Annotated in this window: 14 protein-coding genes; 4 read left to right on the forward strand and 10 right to left on the reverse strand. The window is 32.7% G+C overall.

From position 1 onward, the window contains the following. Nucleotides 1–88: 88 nt before the first annotated feature. The 9 genes from BUE10_RS22860 to BUE10_RS22900 form a co-directional block, all read right to left on the reverse strand. The gene (locus tag BUE10_RS22860) at nucleotides 89–823 is read right to left on the reverse strand and encodes a DUF2490 domain-containing protein (RefSeq protein ID WP_073489369.1); all 735 of its coding nucleotides are present in this window, start codon (nucleotides 821–823) and stop codon (nucleotides 89–91) included. A gap of 87 nt (nucleotides 824–910) precedes the next feature. After that, on the reverse strand, nucleotides 911–1456 hold the full coding sequence (locus BUE10_RS22865) for a hypothetical protein (protein WP_073489371.1): 546 nt from the start codon (nucleotides 1454–1456) through the stop codon (nucleotides 911–913). 231 nt (nucleotides 1457–1687) lie between these two features. After that, nucleotides 1688–4234 (reverse strand): TonB-dependent receptor, encoded by a 2547-nt coding sequence (locus BUE10_RS22870; protein WP_073489373.1) that lies wholly within the window; start codon nucleotides 4232–4234, stop codon nucleotides 1688–1690. 253 nt (nucleotides 4235–4487) lie between these two features. Further along, nucleotides 4488–4901, reverse strand: coding sequence for an RrF2 family transcriptional regulator (locus tag BUE10_RS22875; protein ID WP_053470541.1), 414 nt, complete (start codon nucleotides 4899–4901; stop codon nucleotides 4488–4490). 91 nt (nucleotides 4902–4992) lie between these two features. After that, complete coding sequence (locus BUE10_RS22880) at nucleotides 4993–5805, reverse strand: TPM domain-containing protein (protein ID WP_073489375.1); 813 nt, start codon at nucleotides 5803–5805, stop codon at nucleotides 4993–4995. A gap of 3 nt (nucleotides 5806–5808) precedes the next feature. Further along, nucleotides 5809–6246, reverse strand: coding sequence for a TPM domain-containing protein (locus tag BUE10_RS22885; protein WP_073489377.1), 438 nt, complete (start codon nucleotides 6244–6246; stop codon nucleotides 5809–5811). 60 nt (nucleotides 6247–6306) lie between these two features. After that, on the reverse strand, nucleotides 6307–6891 hold the full coding sequence (locus BUE10_RS22890) for a LemA family protein (RefSeq protein ID WP_073489379.1): 585 nt from the start codon (nucleotides 6889–6891) through the stop codon (nucleotides 6307–6309). Nucleotides 6892–6925: 34 nt separating this feature from the next. After that, entirely contained in the window at nucleotides 6926–7258 is a 333-nt protein-coding gene (locus BUE10_RS22895; protein WP_053470537.1) for a MerR family transcriptional regulator, read from the reverse strand. A gap of 46 nt (nucleotides 7259–7304) precedes the next feature. Next, a complete protein-coding gene (locus BUE10_RS22900) occupies nucleotides 7305–8282 on the reverse strand; it encodes a peptidoglycan DD-metalloendopeptidase family protein (RefSeq protein WP_073489381.1) in 978 nt (325 codons plus the stop codon). Nucleotides 8283–8560: 278 nt separating this feature from the next. Between BUE10_RS22900 and alaS the strand changes: the two genes are divergently transcribed. Then, nucleotides 8561–11197, forward strand: coding sequence for an alanine--tRNA ligase (gene alaS / locus BUE10_RS22905; protein WP_073489383.1), 2637 nt, complete (start codon nucleotides 8561–8563; stop codon nucleotides 11195–11197). Between the two features lie 189 nt (nucleotides 11198–11386). Then, nucleotides 11387–12208 (forward strand): hypothetical protein, encoded by an 822-nt coding sequence (locus BUE10_RS22910; protein ID WP_073489384.1) that lies wholly within the window; start codon nucleotides 11387–11389, stop codon nucleotides 12206–12208. A 190-nt stretch (nucleotides 12209–12398) separates the two neighbouring features. Here the strand turns inward: BUE10_RS22910 and BUE10_RS22915 are convergent, their stop codons facing one another. After that, nucleotides 12399–14144 (reverse strand): ABC transporter ATP-binding protein, encoded by a 1746-nt coding sequence (locus BUE10_RS22915; protein WP_073489385.1) that lies wholly within the window; start codon nucleotides 14142–14144, stop codon nucleotides 12399–12401. 267 nt (nucleotides 14145–14411) lie between these two features. Between BUE10_RS22915 and BUE10_RS22920 the strand changes: the two genes are divergently transcribed. Both BUE10_RS22920 and BUE10_RS22925 read left to right on the forward strand, forming a co-directional pair. Then, the gene (locus tag BUE10_RS22920; RefSeq protein ID WP_073489386.1) at nucleotides 14412–15191 is read left to right on the forward strand and encodes a hypothetical protein; all 780 of its coding nucleotides are present in this window, start codon (nucleotides 14412–14414) and stop codon (nucleotides 15189–15191) included. Between the two features lie 96 nt (nucleotides 15192–15287). After that, nucleotides 15288–16247: a GSCFA domain-containing protein gene (locus BUE10_RS22925; protein ID WP_073489387.1), complete on the forward strand. Its 960-nt coding sequence runs from the start codon at nucleotides 15288–15290 to the stop codon at nucleotides 16245–16247. Nucleotides 16248–16348 lie beyond the last annotated feature (101 nt).

Below are 16348 nucleotides of genomic sequence, written 5' to 3' on the forward strand. Positions count from 1 at the left end.
AAATCTAAAATCTAAAATCTAAAATCTAAAATCTAAAATCTAAAATCTAAAATCTAAAATCTAAAATCTAAAATCTAAAATCTAAAATCTAAAATCTATCAATCTTATGATAAAAAGTAAACCTGATAATATCACGGTCATAAAAATCTACACCGCTGGCACGCCTTTGAAAGCTTTTTAGATAACCTAATTCTAAGCCGATATTAGAATTAATATGATAGCGAAGTGCGGCGTAAAGACGATTTTGATCAAATGTATTTCGTTTATTATCTTTTCCGTAATTCAATAAAATTTCATCAGAAATTGTTCCTTTTAAGCTTTGTTTTTCCTTTTTCCAAAGATCAAAAGTCGACTGTAACCTATAACGAAATCGGAATGCAAAAGAGAAATCATTAAGCAGTTCTGTTCTTGTTGCTTTCTGCATAAAACGTTCTTCAAGCTGAAATCGATTATGAAAAGTAATTTTTGCAATATCGTTGATAAAAGTAATATCCTGCTGTGTGCGATATTCAGGAATCGAAAAATCGGGATCAGCAATTGGATCCTGCGTATTTACGTTGAAGTAAGCAAAACCACCACCCAAATCAATAGTTTTTGTGGCTCGGTATCGACCTTGTAATCGTATAACAAATAAATTTTGATGAATTGGATTCACAAAACTACGGTTATCAAATTCAGAATGTAAAGCCCATTTTTCGGTTAAAGGAAAAATATTATAATAGCGAATCCAGGTCAGCGTTTGCTGATCTGTTTTTTTTAGATTCTGTGCTGATAAAATAGAACTTGTAAAACCTAAAACAATAATTAATTTATAAATCTTCATTTGCCTAATCGAGGATGCGAATATATACAAACAAGAATTATTTTTTATTGTACTTTTTATTGATTTTGTGATTGTTTTGGTTAAGTATTAAATAGAAGAACAATATTTAGCATCAAAAACGATAGCAGTTTTATTATCTAAGTTTAAAAACGATTCAAGCTGCGGTATGATTTCCATTTCTAAAAAACGTACTTCCGGATTGGATTTATTTTCGTTTTTAATACTGGCTGTTAATTTGATCTTTTTAATTTTTTCATTGCCCTTACAAGTAAGAACATAATGATAACTCATTACTCTGGATTTTGAAACAATATCTATAACATTGTTCAATGAAGTTATTTTTTTATTACCCCACAACGTAATTTTGTACAAAGCATTATCTGCTTTATCAAAAATAAATGTCGTTTTATTTTTAATCATGAATTTATAAATGCCATTAAAAATTAAAACAGTACTTATGAGAATAGAGATAATAAATCCGATTTTGAAATCACTCAAATGTGATAAAACAAACCCAGAAGCCAAAACTAAAATTCCTGATATACATTTTAAAATGATATTTGATTTTACATACCAATAAGGATTGTATGATATTTGACTCGCTGAAACTGTAAAATTATAGTAATTCTGCATTTAGTGTTTTCTTTATATTGCTGATTATCTTTTAGCTAGAAGAAAAATCATTGCTACGAAATACTAAATTCATTGTTTGAGACCAAAATGAAAGCCTTTATAAGTTTTTAAAATAACAGTTTAAGGTAATTTATGCTTTTGAAAAATATTATGTAAAAAAAACGAGATACGTTTTTAAACGCATCCCGTTAATTCAGTTTTTAGTTTTAATTTTAAATCTTTAATTAATTCTTATAAGTTGTATTTCAATGTGATTCCGTAAGTTCTTTGATCACCTAATACACCAGCATATTGTCCTGCGTTACCTCCTGCAGGCAATAACTGCTCATAATAATCTTTATTTAAAAGGTTACGTCCCCAAAAGTGAACAGATAAACCTTGTGATGCACGGAAACCTAAACGAGCATTAAAAATCGCATAACCCGGAACAACTAAATATTTTGAAGCCGAAGGGCTTGAAGAAAATTCAGAACGAGCATAAGAATCAAGAGCAAGGAAAACTTTTCCTGCGTTTCCAAAGAACCTGGCACTATCAGAAAGTTCACCGCCTAAAGATCCTGCCCATCTTGAAGCTCCAGGAAGATTAGTTCCGGAAACATCTTTAAAAGATACCGGAGCTCCAGTTTCTTCTAACGGAAGCGGTGCATTAGTGAATTTTTCATAAATAGCATCTGTATAAGTTGCAGCACCATTTATTGTTAAATGAGAACTTACCACAAAACTTGCATCTAATTCAACACCTTGTACACGTACTTTATCTGCATTAGCAAGATAACCACGGTTTACACCCAATTCAGCAGCCTGAACGTTAGTTTGAAAATCTTTAATATCTGTTTTAAAGGCAGCAATATTGAAGATTGAATTTTTGAAAGGAGAAGTTTTTACTCCAACTTCATAATGATATACTTTTTCGGGTTTGATAACAGCAAGTTCAAGTAATGGCTGTCCGGCTGAGTTTGTTGGAAGCCCGGCCACGTTTACACCAACTGGTTTGTAGCTTTTTGCAAAAGTTCCGTAAGCATTGATTTTATCCGAAGCTTTAAAAGTAACTGTAATGTTTCCAGAAAAGTCTGTGTTATCAATGGCAGAATCAAATGCCTGATCAGAATAAACTTGTTTTTTCAAAGCAAGTAATGCTGGATCTGTTGTTTGTAAACCTCCATAAGTTGTACGAGCGTAGTGCGCGTCTTTTTTATCAAAGTTATATCTTAAACCTGGTAAAACGTGTAACCAATCTGTAATTGCCCAGTCAATTTGTCCAAATACCGCAGCACTAGATGCTCTGATATTGGCATCAGTTTTAATTCCGTATCCTTCAAAAAGACCCGGAGTTTTCCATAAAGTACTTGTTGAACTTTGCGCAAATCTCCATTGTGCATTTCCAGATTCTTCAGTACCATCAGTTTGAGATGTTTGATCGATAAAGAATACTCCGGCAACACCACTAATTTTTGATGTTAACTGTCCTGCGTAACGAACCTCTTGTGTAATTTGAGTTTGTCTTGTTGGGTTTTGAGATTTAGCCAATACTTGCAATCCTGTAAAATCTCTATCATTTGATGGATCCCAGTTCCAAAAGCGCCATGCAGTTGTTGAAGTAAGGGTTCCGCCTCCAATTTTTGTATCAACATTTAAAGATAAACCTCCCATATCCTGATTAGAACGCCAAGGTGTATCCTGATCGATTCTACGATCAAAAGCATTTTGGCTTGGAAGCTGATAATTTAAATCTTTAATAATAGCATCAAATTGACGGTAAGCAGCTCTTTGAGTAGGAGCAACACCAGCAACAACTTGTGCATATCCATCAGGACGCTGCGTTGTAATATCTGCAGCAAATATAACATTCGTATTTACAGTTGGAGTCCAAAGTAATTGACCTCTAATACCTTGATTGTTTAATGTATTGGTAGATCTTCCAGTTGCAACATTATCCACTAAACCATCACGTGATGTACCAGAGAAAGATAATCTACCTGCAACTTTGCTGCCTAAAGCACCAGTAACAGAAGCCTTAGCCTGCAGGAAAGAATAATTTCCGTAGCTCACTTCAAAGTCAGCACCTGATGTAAAACTTGGTTTACGAGTTGTAATATTGAATGCTCCAGAAGTTGTATTTTTTCCGAATAAAGAACCTTGTGGCCCACGTAAAACCTCAATTTGTTCTACGTCGATAAAGTCAAGAGTTGTTGCAGCCGGACGAGCGTAGTAAACACCGTCAACATAAAATCCAACTCCCGGATCGATACCGTCATTTGTTAAACCAAATGGAGAACCTAAACTTCTAATATTGATTCCTGTATTTCTTGGGTTTGAAGAATAAAGCTGAACTGAAGGAACTAATTCTTTAATACGATTTACGTTAAAAGCTCCGGTTTGTTCTGCTTGTTTTCCTGTAATAACAGAAATTGCAATTGGCACATCCTGAACTTTTTCAATTCTTCTTCTTGAAGAAACGACAACTTCAATAAGTTCGTTTTCTTCTTTAAGTAGCACCTGAATAGGATTTACAGGGATTGAAGTAATTTCAATTTCAGAAGTTGTATAACCTACATACTGAATTAAAAGTGTTAATGGTAATCGTCCTTTTGAATCGATTATAAATTTACCGCTGTTATCTGTAACGGTACTATTTGTGGTTCCTTTAATTACCACGTTTACGGCTTCTAAAGGGATGTTTTCGCTTGTTGTAACAACACCTTCAATGTTTTGTGCAAATGATATAGTGAAGGTTAAAAAGAATAAAATTGTAAATATATTTTTTGTAGAATTTTTCATGTTTTATAGTAAGTATATATAATTAGTAGAATTTAAAATAAAATTTTTTTAAATCAACAACATATACACATCATAGATGAATTTCTCTTTACAGGAGCAGAAAGCTTTGTTTGTTTATTTTGCAAAAATTTTGATACACCCGATGGACTAAAATGTACTTTCATGTTAAAAATTTTGTAAATGGTTAGTTAATTATTTTGTGCAAATATAAATATTAATTCTATAGATTTACTAGGAATTAGAAAATATTTTTTTATTTATTTACTAATGAAGCGATTGTGATCCCTTCCATAGCCTTTAAAGTTTTATCTCTAATAAGCATTAAACCGTGACGCAGACTGCATTCAGACTCGGTTTTACAATCAGAGCAAGGCTCGTAAAAATTTAAAGAAGCACATGGCAAAAGTGCAATTGCACCGTCAAATAATCGGTGAATTTCTGCCAAAGTGATGTCATTTTTTGATTTTATCAGGTAATATCCGCCAAATTTTCCCTGCTTACTGCTCACAAAACGTCCTCGTTTTAGATCTAAAAGAATCTGTTCTAAAAACTTTTTAGGAATGTTAGCGCCATCAGCTATTTCTATAGTTCTAGAAATGTGATTTTCGTCTTGTTCTGCTAAATAAAGTAAGGCCTTAAGGGCGTATTTTGCTTTATGTGATAACATCTATATTGAATTGTAAATTGTAAAAATAAGATTTTTTAAACATGAATCCTAACTTGAAACCTGAAACAAGGAAAACTTGAAACAAAAGTTTCTACCAGCTTCCGCCAGAACCTCCTCCAGAGAATCCGCCTCCGCCAAATCCACCGCCGAAGCCGCCACCGCCAGATGATCCTCCGCCAAAACCTCCAAATCCACCACCGCTGCTTCTGCCAAGACTGCTTAAAAGGATTACATCCATTAAGCTTGGACCACCGCCACTGCTGCCAGAATTTCCACCTCCTCTTTTGCCGCGGGAAAGTAAAATTAAAACAATTACAACAATAACGATAAATGGAAGTATAGGAAAGTCTTTTCCTTTAGACTGCTTGCGTTCGCCTTTGTATTTGCCTTTAAAAACATCAAAAAGCGCATCGGCACCTTTATCAAGTCCGCGATAATAACTTCCTGCTTTAAATTCCGGGATAATAATGTTTCGGGTAATTTCTCCTCCAATTCCTGCCGTTAAACGATCTTCTAATCCATAACCAGGCGAAATCCAGATTCTTCTTTCGGCTTTAGCCAATAAAATCAAAACCCCGTTATCTTCTTTTGCCTGTCCAATTCCCCATTCCTGAGCCCATTTTGGAGTAAGAATTCCAATATCTTCGCCTTTTAAGCTTTCGATAGTAATTACTACAATTTGAGTGGAAGTTGAATCAGAATAACGAACTAATTTTTCTTCTAACTGTGTTTTTTCAGAAGCACTTAAAACATTAGCGTAGTCATAAACAGAAGTTTGAAAATCCGGTTTTTTTGGAATATCGAATTGAGCAAAAATGCTATTGCTGATAAAAAGCGTGATAAACAAAAGAGTAAACTGAAAAATTCTATTGGAATTTAAAATTTTATTATTGGAATTTTTCATTATTTATCCTTTTGAGATTTCGTTAGATAATTCGTTTGTATCGTCTGCTAATGAAGGGAAATGCTTTTTTAGCTGTTCGCCGGCATTCAAAATACCATCAACAATTCCCTGTTTAAAGTTACCAGATTTAAAATGATTGGTCATAATGTCTTTGGTACAATCCCAAAAATCATCAGGAACCAAATCATCGATTCCTTTGTCGCCGCAAATCACGAAGTTTTTATCATCGACTGCAAAATAGAGTAAGACACCATTTTTCAGTTTAGTTTCATGCATTCGTAATTCATGAAAAACTTCTAAAGCTCGGTCATAATGAGCTTTAGAAGTTGTTTTTTCTATATGGACCCTAATTTCGCCAGAAGTATTATTTTCGGCCATGCGAATAGCTTCAACAATTTCCTGCTCTTCTGCTTTGGTTAAAAAATCTTCTACTTTTGACATGTCGATAATTTTAGAGTTTAGATTTATGATTTTAGATTATTTTCTAAAAATATTAAATTCTTAGAATTTTACTTCAACTGGTTTGTCTGCTCCGGTAGAAGCTTCGAAGTATGGTTTTTCTTTGTATTCGCTCAGGAACCAGTTGTTTGGGATCTTTAAAACATACCCATTATAAGTTTGTACAGATTCATTAAAACGAGTTCTAGCTGTTAAAATCTGATTTTCTGTACTTGCTAATTCATCTTGCAATTTCAAGAAATTCTCGTTTGCTTTCAATGTTGGATATTGCTCCACAGAAACCAATAATTTTGATAAAGATGAAGTTACACCACTTTGAGCCTGATTGAATTGTGCCAATTGCTCTGGAGTTACATTACTTGGATCAATAGTTACAGAAGTTGCTTTTGCACGAGCTTCGATTACTGCTGTTAAAGTTGATTTTTCAAAATCGGCAGCACCTTTAACCGTGTTTACTAAATTCCCGATAAGGTCATTTCTTCTTTGGTAAGCTGTTTGTACGTTACCCCATTCTTTATTTACAGCCTGACTGTGTTGTAAAGCAGTATTTTTAATTCCAATCGACCAAAATGCGATAATAGCAATAAATGCGATAATAATTCCTACAGGGATTAACCACTTTTTCATATTTGTTTTGATTTAAGTTTATTTCTATTTTTAATTACAATTCGTTTTTGATGTCGTTCAATTGCGTTTTTATGGTCTCTAATTTACGTATTATTTCGAATTTATCTAATGTTTTCTTCTGACCTTCTTTTAAATGTGTTTTGGCTCCTTCAAGCGTAAAACCTCTTTCTTTAACTAAATGATAAATCAATTGCAGATTGGTTACATCCTCTGGAGTAAACATTCTGTTGCCTTTGGCGTTCTTTTTTGGTTTCAGAATATCAAATTCGCTGTCCCAAAATCGTATCAAGGATGCATTGACATTAAAAGCTTTGGCAACTTCGCCAATGCTGTAATATCTTTTATCTTTTGAAAGCTCAATATGCATGTTTTTTTGTTTCTAATTTATTTCAAAAATAATACTTTTTGTAGTATTAATCTAATGACTGATTTTCCTGGTTTGCCATTTTCGAAATTGCCACGTATTCTGCTGCCGAAATATTGCCGTAATAGAAGTTTAGAGGGTTCACCACTTTTCCATCTTTGTGTACTTCATAATGACAATGCGGCCCTTCAGATCTTCCTGTACTTCCTACATAACCAATTACGTCACCGCGTTTGACATGTTGTCCGGGTCTGCAGTTATATTTGCTTAAATGCGCGTACAAACTCTCATATCCAAAACCATGCCTGATCACTATATGGTTCCCAAAGCCCGAAGCCGTGTTGTCAGCCCTTGCCACAACACCATCTCCAGTGGCATAAACAGGCGCTCCGGTGTTGGCAGTAAAATCCATTCCGTTGTGCATTTTTCGCACTTTCGTGAAAGGATCGATCCTGTATCCAAATCCAGATGCAATACGTTTTAAATTTTCATTTCGTACGGGCTGAATTGCCGGAATCGCTAATAACAAATTCTCTTTTGCGCCGGCTAATTTCAATATTTCATCTAATGATTTCGACTGAATGGCCAATTCTTTTGAAAGTTTATCTATTCTTTTTGTCGTATTCAAAACCAGCTGCGAATTGTTGTAACCTTCTAAAATCTTATATCTTTCAGGGTTTCTAAAGCCTGCTTTTCTAATAGAATCCGGAATTTCAGCTTTATTAAAATATACTCTGTAAATATTATTGTCACGTTCCTCTAAAGCCTCTGCGGCAGCGTCGATTTCGTCCAGTTTTTTATTCAGAATTGAATATTGCAGCTTTAAATTTTCAATTTCACGTGCCTGTAAACGATCTTTCGGCGTTTCAAAATACGGAGTGTTAATTAAAAGTACAAAAACTAAAAATCCAAACAATGCCGAAGCCACTAAAAACAGTAAAGCATAACCGATTTTGATTCTTTTTCTGGTTTTTATTTTTGTATAAGCCAGATTTTCTGAGTCGTAATAATATTTTACTTTCGCCATATTTTAAAATACGCTATTTTTGCAGCTTGTAAAATCAATTAGTCGAACAAAAGTGCTAAATGTTTCAGTTGTTGACGACTTTTTTACAAGAACAAAATAATTTGATAATTTGGGGAATTACATAATTATATAATGCGCAAAATAGGGAATTTATTGTTGAAAAGCATAAGTTTTAATTTTCGATTTTAAAATTAACGTATTATTAATTTAAGATTATTTCTAATTATCACATTATCAAATTGACACATTTGTAAACAGATACATTTTCTAATTTAAATATGAAATCACAAGACGTACGTAAGCAATTTTTAGACTTTTTTAAAAGCAATGGACACCTTATTGTTCCATCGGCTCCAATCGTTCTTAAAGACGATCCAACCTTAATGTTCAATAACTCGGGAATGGCCCAGTTTAAAGAATTTTTCTTAGGGAACGGAACTCCAAAAAGTCCAAGAATAGCCGATACGCAAAAATGTCTTCGTGTTTCAGGAAAACATAATGACCTTGAAGATGTAGGTTTTGATACGTATCATCATACTATGTTTGAGATGTTAGGAAACTGGTCTTTTGGAGATTACTTCAAAAAAGAAGCGATCAACTGGGCTTGGCAGCTTTTGACAGAAGTTTATAAAATTCCAAAAGAAAATCTTTATGTTTCTGTTTTTGAAGGAAGCAAAGAAGATAATGTTCCTTTTGATCAGGAAGCTTGGGATATCTGGAAAACTTTAATTGATGAAGACCGAATTATTCTGGGAAATAAAAAAGACAATTTCTGGGAAATGGGAGATCAGGGACCTTGCGGACCTTGTTCTGAAATTCACGTTGATTTACGTCCGGAAGCTGAAAAAGCTTTGGTTACAGGAAAAAGTTTGGTAAACAACGATCACCCGCAAGTAGTTGAAATCTGGAATAATGTATTCATGGAATTCAACCGTAAAGCTGACGGGTCTCTTGAAAAACTTCCTGCACAACACGTTGATACCGGAATGGGATTTGAGCGTTTGTGTATGGCTTTACAAGGAAAAACATCAAATTACGATACAGATGTTTTTACACCGCTTATTGAAAAAGTAGAACAAATTACAGGTTTAAAATATACATCTGATGAAGTAAAAAACATCAGCGAAGAACAAAATAAAACCAATATTGCAATTCGTGTTATTGTAGATCACGTTCGTGCGGTCGCTTTTGCAATTGCTGACGGACAATTACCATCTAACACGGGAGCTGGATATGTTATTCGTAGAATTTTACGTCGTGCAATTCGTTACGGATTCACATTCTTAAATACAAAAGAACCTTTTATCAATAAATTGGTAGAAGTTCTGGCAAACCAAATGGGAGAATTTTTCCCTGAAATTAAATCGCAGCAGCAATTAGTTACCAATGTAATTCGTGAAGAAGAAGCTTCTTTCTTAAGAACTTTAGATCAAGGTTTACAATTGTTAGAAAATGTGGTAACAGAAACTACAGGAAAAGAAGTTTCTGGTGCTAAGGTTTTTGAATTGTATGATACGTTTGGTTTTCCAAAAGATTTGACAGCTTTAATTTTAAAAGAAAAAGGTTTCTCTTATAATGAAGCAGAATTTGAAGTTGAATTGCAAAAACAAAAAACACGTTCTCGTGCAGCTTCTGAAGTTTCAACAGAAGACTGGAATGTTTTGATTCCTGGAAATGTAGAAACATTTGTGGGTTATGATAAAACAGAAAACGAAGTAAAGATCACTCGTATTAGAAAAGTTGATTCTAAAAAAGATGGTATTTTGTACCAAATCGTTTTAGATAATACGCCATTTTATCCAGAAGGCGGGGGACAAGTTGGTGATAAAGGAACATTGGTTTCGGCAAACGAAACGATTGAAATTATCGATACCAAAAAAGAAAATAACTTGATTTTACATTTCGCAAAACAACTTCCGGAAAACGTAGAAGCAGGTTTTGCGGCAAAAGTAAATACTGATTTAAGAACTTCAACTTCTAAAAATCACTCTGCTACGCATTTAATGCATTTAGCTTTAAGAAGTATTTTAGGAACGCATGTGGAGCAAAAAGGATCGTTAGTAAATCCAAATTACCTGCGTTTTGACTTCTCACATTTCAGCAAAGTTTCTGATGAAGAAATTAAACAAGTTGAAGCTTCTGTAAACGCTCAAATTGAAGCGCAATTACAGTTGGTTGAACATAGAAATATTCCAATTCAGGAAGCATTGGATAAAGGCGCAATGGCTTTATTTGGTGAGAAATACGGCGATAATGTTCGTATGATTGAATTTGGTGATAGTAAAGAATTATGTGGTGGTATTCACGTAAAAAACACAGCAGAGATCTGGCATTTCAAAATTATTTCTGAAGGTGCTGTTGCAGCTGGAATTCGTCGTATCGAAGCAATTACTGGTGATGCGGTGAAAAACTTCTATCTGAATCAGGAAAATACATTAGCAGAGATAAAAGAAACGCTTAAAAATCCACAGGATATTTTAAAATCTGTTGCTTCACTTCAGGATGATAATGCTAAGTTGAAAAAACAAGTAGAGCAATTACTGAAAGAGAAAGTAGGTTCGTTAAAATCAGAACTAGAAAAAGATTTCCAAGAGGTAAACGGAGTAAATTTCCTTGCTAAACAAGTAGATTTAAGCATGGCTTCGACAAAAGATTTGGCTTCTGCATTAGGAAGTTCAAAACCAGATTCGTTTGTGTTTTTAGCTTCTGTAGAAGATGGTTTGCCAAATATTCACTGTTATATCGCTAAAGAATTGGTTGCAAGCAAAAGCTTAAATGCAAATGCAGTTATCAAAGAATTAGGTAAATATATTGACGGAAATGGAGGAGGACAGCCTTTCTTCGCATCTGGAAAAGGTAAAAATACTGCTGGAATTGCTGAGGCTTTGGCTAAGGCGGTTGAGTTTGTTAAATAAGGTTCTGAGGTGCTAAGATTCTAAGGGACTAAGTTTTTTATTCCTATAGTAAACCCGACAGGTTTTTAAAACCTGTCGGGTTTTTGCATTTACATGAGATGGCTTAAAATGTTATTTTGATAGCTTTTAGGGGTAATAAGTAAAATGAAAAGTAGATTATTTTGCGGGTTAATTTAAAACCAAAATATTATGAAAAAGAATTTATTTTATTTTTTAGCCATTGCTTTACCAATGCTAACTTCTTGTTCTAACGATACTGTAGTGAGCACAAGTAGATCAGAAATCATTTTGCCAAAAACTGTAAAATACAGTAGTACAGGGTCTTCGTTAGTTAACTCATTTGATTTTACTTACAGTGGAAATAGAATTAAGAGCATTACTGGTATAAATGAGAGAACAGATTATACTTATGAAGATGATTTTATTGTAAAAGAAGTCAAGTATAATACTCAAAGTGGCAGTGATGTAAAGAAAGAAGAATATTCATATGCTTATGAAAACAACAAATTGGTTTCTACAACTTATGCAAAAAATTTTACTGCTAAATATCCAAATGGAAGCTATAAAGAGAGAAGCGTTTACACATATAATGCTGATGGCAATGCTGTAATGAAAAAATATTATAAAGATTTAGAATTTTTTGAAGCAGAGAAATTAGGAGATATCGAGTTAGAGCGTAATATTGATCAGCTTACTTTTGTCAATGGAAATTTGACAAAACGAGTTTCGGTGATTAGTTGGGGTTCGTATATCAATTATTCTGATACAGACACGACAGAATATTTATATGAATATGATACAAATAATACGCCTTTTAAAAATATTTTAGGGTTTGATTTATTAATGAAGGATGTATTTGTAAATAATGCAGTTAAAACAACTATGTCATCTGTTTTATGGAATGGAAATTATTTAAATTCAAATTCTTCTAACATAGAATACGTCTATAATGAAGAAGGATATCCTGTAAAAGTATCAGAAAGATTTAAAATCACAGAATACATTTATTAATAAGTACAAAATGTTATAATTGATTTTATCAAATAAAACATAAACCCGACAGATTTAAAAATCTGTCGGGTTTTTTATTTGTAGTATTTTCTCATTTTATGCCCTTTTGCCGAAGGATAAATGACAAATAAACGTTTAATGTATTTATTAAAAACTTAAAATCTTAGTCCTTGGTATCTTAGTTTCTTAACTATTTTCTTTCCCCAATTTGCTGACGCCACATAGCATAATACAAACCTCTCTCCACAATTAAATCATCATGTTTACCTTGCTCGATAATTTTACCTTGTTCTAAAACAAAAATTCTATCAGCGTGCATTACAGTTGATAAACGGTGTGCAATTAAAACCGTGATTCTGTTTTTATCAGATATATTTCTAATTGTTGCATTAATTTCTTCTTCGGTAATAGAATCTAAAGCAGAAGTTGCTTCATCAAAAATCAATAAATTCGGATTTCTAAGAATCGCTCTGGCAATAGATAAACGTTGTTTTTCTCCACCCGAAACTTTAATTCCGCCTTCACCAATTGTAGTGTTTAAACCATCTTCGGCACGTTTAAGAAGTTTATCACAGCTGGCTCTTTTTAAAGCATCGTATAAATCTTCGTCGGTTGCATTTGGTTTAACGAACAATAAGTTTTCACGGATTGTTCCAGAGAATAATTGCGCATCCTGCGTTACAAAACCTAATTGTTTTCTTAGATCAAGTAAATCAATTTCAGTCGAATCAATATCGTTATATAAAACCTGACCTTCTGCCGGAGTATATAATCCAACTAATAGTTTTACTAAAGTTGTTTTTCCGGAACCAGACGGACCGACAAACGCAACAGTTTGACCTTGTTTAATTTCAAAATTAATATTTTCAACCGCTTTAAATTTTGCCGTTTTATGTTGAAAACTTACATTCGAAAATAATAATGACTGAATAGCTCCAACATGTTTTGGATCTTTCGGACGGAATTCTTTTGGAGCGCTTAATAACGTTTTAAAATTTTCCATTGATACTTTGGTTTCGTTCAATGCAATAATGAAATTTCCAAGTTCCTGAAGCGGACCAAAAATGAAGAAAGTAAAAAATACCATTGTCAGCAAATCACCCACAATAATTTTTCCTCCAAATAAGAAATAATACAAAGTGAAAACTACGCAGGTTCTTAAAAAGTGAACTGTTGTTCCCTGAATAAAACTTAAGCTTCGGATAAAACGGATTTTTTCTAATTCTAATTGAAGAATTTTAAAAGTGTTTAAATTCAAACGTTTCTCTTCCTGATACGTTAAACCAAGACTTTTTACTAATTCGATATTTCGTAAACTCTCTGTTGTAGAACCCGCCAAAGCATTCGTTTGATTGACAATTTTCTTAGAAACAATCTTGATTTTTTTACCTAAATAAGAACTTACTAAAGCAATAATTGGCGCTGTAACTAAAAAGATAAGTGAGATTCGAAAATCAATTCGGGCAACATACAGAATTACAAAAATGAATCCGATAACGGTTTGAAAAATCAAAGAAATCGAAAGCGTAATTAATTTTTCAGAGTCAGAACGCACTTTGGTTAGCTTACTCAAAGTTTCACCGCTTCGCTGATCTTCAAATTCGGCGTAAGGTAAATCAAGGGATTTTTTAATTCCGTCGGTATACATTTGGGCACCGGTTCTTTGGATCACAACATTAGTGAAATAATCCTGAAAGTTTTTGGTAATTCTGGAAATCATCGCAGCACCAAGCGAAAGCCCAAGCCAGAAAGAAAGTGATTTGATAAAACCAGCTGGATTTCCTTCGTATTTGTGTAATCCAACACCGCAGTCCTGCATTAATTTACCGGTAATAATAGAGTCTGATAAACTGAAACAAATGTTTATAGAGGCCATAATCAACGCAAAAAGCAAAAGCATTTTGTGTTTGATTATATAAGAATATAATAATTTCATAGATATTTTAAAAAAATGGAAGATGCAAAAGTAAGCAAATGTTTGTCTAGATGAACTTGATTATTGTTATTAAAAATGTAAATTTTTAATTAATATTTTTAAGCGATAAAAATATAATTGAAGAAATGAATGAATTGTGAATCTCGAAGATTTTTTAATATAAAATATTTTAGAAAACAGTGCTGAAAAGAAGAATTTGTACAATGGACTTTTGTCAATATTTATTTATAATTTATTTTATATTTGCCACTTCAAAATACCATACATATGAAAAAAATACTATTTTTTAGTGCTTTAGCATTAATTTTTGCATCATGTTCTAGTGATGATAATTCTACCTCAGAAGAAGACACTTCGATTTTACCTAAAACAATTTCTTTTATTTTTCCAAATGAACAATTAGGTACAAATAGTACTGGTACTCTTGTATATAATGGTAATAAAATTGTGAGCTTAACTAGAGAACATTTAAAAGTTGTATACACTTATGAGGGAAATATGATAACAAAACAACAGCAGTTTGATTTAGATTTGCAAGGAAATGAGGAGAAAAGCAAAGAGGTTGTCTATACTTATGAAAATGGAAAATTAAAAACAAGGGTATTTAAGGAAGGATTTTCTGATAACAATTCTGAAGCTTTATCGATAGATAAAAATGTATATACATATGTCTCTAATAGTTTAGTTAGCTACATTAATTATTCGGCTTCAAATATAAAACAAGGAGAAGGCAGTTTAGAATTAAAAGATGGGAATATCATCAAAGAAATTAGAAATTTTGGAACCTCAAAAAGTACAACGACATATGAATATGATACTAAATTTAATGTATTAAGAAATGTTTTAGGATTTGATCTTTTGTTTAATGAAATAGATGGATTCGGAAAAAATAATATTACAAAAACTACCAGAATATCAACAGAATTTCCTAATCCAGCTGTTTATTTAAAAAGTTATATGTATAATGAAAATGGATATCCAACAAAAACAACATTATATGATAATAGCGGGACATCAATTGAGTATGAAATTAAATATACTTACTAGTTTTTAAAACTTGAAAAATTTATAAAAACCAAATACTTCTGTGTTTGGTTTTTTTATTGGTGAAAATTAGTGAAATTCGTGTCTAAATAATAAGCCATGCAGTTCAGAACCCAAATTCCAATTTCAAAAAGTAACAATCCAATCGATTATAATTCGAAGATACTTTCTGTAGGTTCTTGTTTTGCAGAAAATATGGCGGAGAAATTTGATTATTTCAAGTTTCAAAATGAAACGAATCCTTTTGGAATTATATTCAATCCGGTTTCGATTGAAAAGTTATTTAGCAGAGTTTGTAAAGAAGAATTGTTTACAGAAAAAGATGTTTTCTTTCACAACGAACGCTGGCATAGTTTCGAAGTTCATTCCGATTTAAGTAATGCTGACCGACAAGAATTATTAGAAACACTAAACAAAGCCGTTACAGAAACCAATAAAAAAATAAAGGAAGCCACACACATCATTATCACATTTGGAACTTCCTGGATTTACAGAAATCTTGAAAACAATGAAATTACAGCCAATTGCCATAAAGTTCCTCAAAAGCAATTTTCAAAAGAATTATTATCAATAGAAGTAATTCAAAAAAGCATTCAAAACACTATAGGTTTAATTCAGGCTTTAAATCCAAATATCAATTTCATTTTCACGATTTCGCCAGTACGTCATATAAAAGATGGTTTTGTAGAAAATCAATTAAGTAAATCGCATTTATTTACAGCGTTACACCAAGTTTTAAAAATTCACAATTCACAATTTATAATTCACAATTATTTTCCGTCGTATGAAATCATGATGGACGAACTTCGCGATTATCGTTTTTATAACGAAGATATGCTTCATCCCAACCAAATCGCGATCGATTATATCTGGAAACTTTTCAGCGAAAATTATATCGCACAAGAAAGCATTTCAACAATGCAGGAAGTAGACGAAATCCAAAAAAGCTTACGCCATCGCAGTTTCAATCCCGAATCAGAACAACACCAAAAATTCTTAGCAAAACTTCAGCAGAAAATGAACCTTTTAGGAGAAAAGATTTCCCATATTAAATTTTAATTTCCACCCAGCATTGCTTTTAACTAATGCGACAATACAAACATTCTTATAAAATATTATAGGCATAAAAAAACTTTGCGCCCTAGCGCCTTTGTGGCAAA

It is taken from the genome of Flavobacterium sp. CF108 (assembly GCF_900129795.1).
GTDB lineage: Bacteria > Bacteroidota > Bacteroidia > Flavobacteriales > Flavobacteriaceae > Flavobacterium.

Excerpts from the sequence above, each read along its gene's own strand:
- BUE10_RS22880 (WP_073489375.1), bottom strand. The coding sequence starts at position 5,805 with ATGAAAAATTCCAATAATAAAATTTTAAATTCCAATAGAATTTTTCAG.
- alaS (WP_073489383.1), top strand. The coding sequence starts at position 8,561 with ATGAAATCACAAGACGTACGTAAGCAATTTTTAGACTTTTTTAAAAGC.
- BUE10_RS22895 (WP_053470537.1), bottom strand. The coding sequence starts at position 7,258 with ATGCATATTGAGCTTTCAAAAGATAAAAGATATTACAGCATTGGCGAA.
- BUE10_RS22900 (WP_073489381.1), bottom strand. The coding sequence starts at position 8,282 with ATGGCGAAAGTAAAATATTATTACGACTCAGAAAATCTGGCTTATACA.
- BUE10_RS22890 (WP_073489379.1), bottom strand. The coding sequence starts at position 6,891 with ATGAAAAAGTGGTTAATCCCTGTAGGAATTATTATCGCATTTATTGCT.
- BUE10_RS22920 (WP_073489386.1), top strand. The coding sequence starts at position 14,412 with ATGAAAAAAATACTATTTTTTAGTGCTTTAGCATTAATTTTTGCATCA.
- BUE10_RS22925 (WP_073489387.1), top strand. The coding sequence starts at position 15,288 with ATGCAGTTCAGAACCCAAATTCCAATTTCAAAAAGTAACAATCCAATC.
- BUE10_RS22910 (WP_073489384.1), top strand. The coding sequence starts at position 11,387 with ATGAAAAAGAATTTATTTTATTTTTTAGCCATTGCTTTACCAATGCTA.
- BUE10_RS22875 (WP_053470541.1), bottom strand. The coding sequence starts at position 4,901 with ATGTTATCACATAAAGCAAAATACGCCCTTAAGGCCTTACTTTATTTA.
- BUE10_RS22915 (WP_073489385.1), bottom strand. The coding sequence starts at position 14,144 with ATGAAATTATTATATTCTTATATAATCAAACACAAAATGCTTTTGCTT.
- BUE10_RS22860 (WP_073489369.1), bottom strand. The coding sequence starts at position 823 with ATGAAGATTTATAAATTAATTATTGTTTTAGGTTTTACAAGTTCTATT.
- BUE10_RS22865 (WP_073489371.1), bottom strand. The coding sequence starts at position 1,456 with ATGCAGAATTACTATAATTTTACAGTTTCAGCGAGTCAAATATCATAC.
- BUE10_RS22870 (WP_073489373.1), bottom strand. The coding sequence starts at position 4,234 with ATGAAAAATTCTACAAAAAATATATTTACAATTTTATTCTTTTTAACC.
- BUE10_RS22885 (WP_073489377.1), bottom strand. The coding sequence starts at position 6,246 with ATGTCAAAAGTAGAAGATTTTTTAACCAAAGCAGAAGAGCAGGAAATT.